The sequence below is a fragment of the Vibrio sp. 1874 genome (assembly GCF_033344395.1).
GTDB classification, from domain to species: Bacteria; Pseudomonadota; Gammaproteobacteria; order Enterobacterales; family Vibrionaceae; genus Vibrio; species Vibrio alginolyticus.
The window spans coordinates 1-1,007 of the sequence record NZ_JAWPOR010000205.1 but is presented as its reverse complement, the minus strand read 5'-3'; the positions used below and the strand labels follow the sequence as shown (position 1 = coordinate 1,007).

Genomic DNA, 1,007 nt, shown 5'->3' with positions numbered 1-1,007 from the left:
AAAATATGCCGGGTGCTAGACAATGGCGTCGTCACATCAGTGAAAATGCACACAAGCCAGGTTCTGGCCTAGAAGTGCTACAGGATGCGTTAGCGAAGATTCCAAAAGAGCTGAATGTGTAAAATTCACCAGTGGTTGGCTAAAAATACCAACTTACGGACAGCGAAGCCAGAGCGCAGAAATGCCTCTGGCTTTATTTTTATTTAGAAATCATAACCTTAATTTGTTTTGGATAAGTTGGTATGGAAACTGCTCTAGTCGTTTAAAACAAATGGAGAAGTGATTATGTTGGAGCTGATCTTTATTTTAGTATTTGCCGCGACCTTGTTAGTAACAGGCATCACGATGATGACAGTGTTCGCAGCAACAGGTATTGCGTTGGTTGTGATGTTTTTACTTGGCATGATCGGCGCGGTACTCAAACTATTACCATGGCTGATAGTCATCGCATTGGGTATTTGGTTCTTTAAAAACTTCGTTGCCCAACCGCGTTATAAATAGTTGGGTATAGACGATTTAGTTGATAGCGAGGCGTGAGAGTATGGTATATTTCCCCTCACGCCCTCATTGTTGAATATCAGCTATCTCGGAGTACACATTCCATGACAAATAAAGCGACCATCGCTTTAACAGCATTATCATTAGCCGCATCTCTTCCTACATTCGCAGAATCTTCTTTTTCCGCAAAAGTGGGGGCAGAAGTATGGGGTGCAGATACAAAAGTTAATGAAGTAAGAAGAGATAGCAGTACAACGGGTACTTTTTACGCTGCCATTGAGCACGATGTGAAATACGTACCGAATGCACGTCTACGTTACTCAAGTGTTGATGCCGATTACATGGGCTTTGATAAACTCGATTTAACCATGTACTACCAAGTGCTAGACCATGATCTATTGCATTTTGATGCGGGTGTTACATTCAGCAATCTAAGCGATACGAAATACATTGATGCTGGTACAAATAAGCGTACTGAAGAGTTTGATGAGCTTATCTGGGCTTGGTAC

2 protein-coding genes and 1 pseudogene are annotated in these 1,007 nt (G+C 41.9%); all 3 read left to right on the top strand.

The window, feature by feature from the left end:
• A pseudogene (locus tag R8N46_RS25655) lies at window positions 1-122 on the top strand (tRNA dihydrouridine(20/20a) synthase DusA); the annotation flags it as partial.
• A 163-nt stretch (window positions 123-285) separates the two neighbouring features.
• Complete coding sequence (gene pspG / locus R8N46_RS25650) at window positions 286-501, top strand: envelope stress response protein PspG (protein ID WP_005496590.1); 216 nt, start codon at window positions 286-288, stop codon at window positions 499-501.
• A gap of 101 nt (window positions 502-602) precedes the next feature.
• The coding region (locus R8N46_RS25645) for a TIGR04219 family outer membrane beta-barrel protein (protein WP_318189836.1) at window positions 603-1,007 on the top strand (405 nt) is incomplete at its 3' end.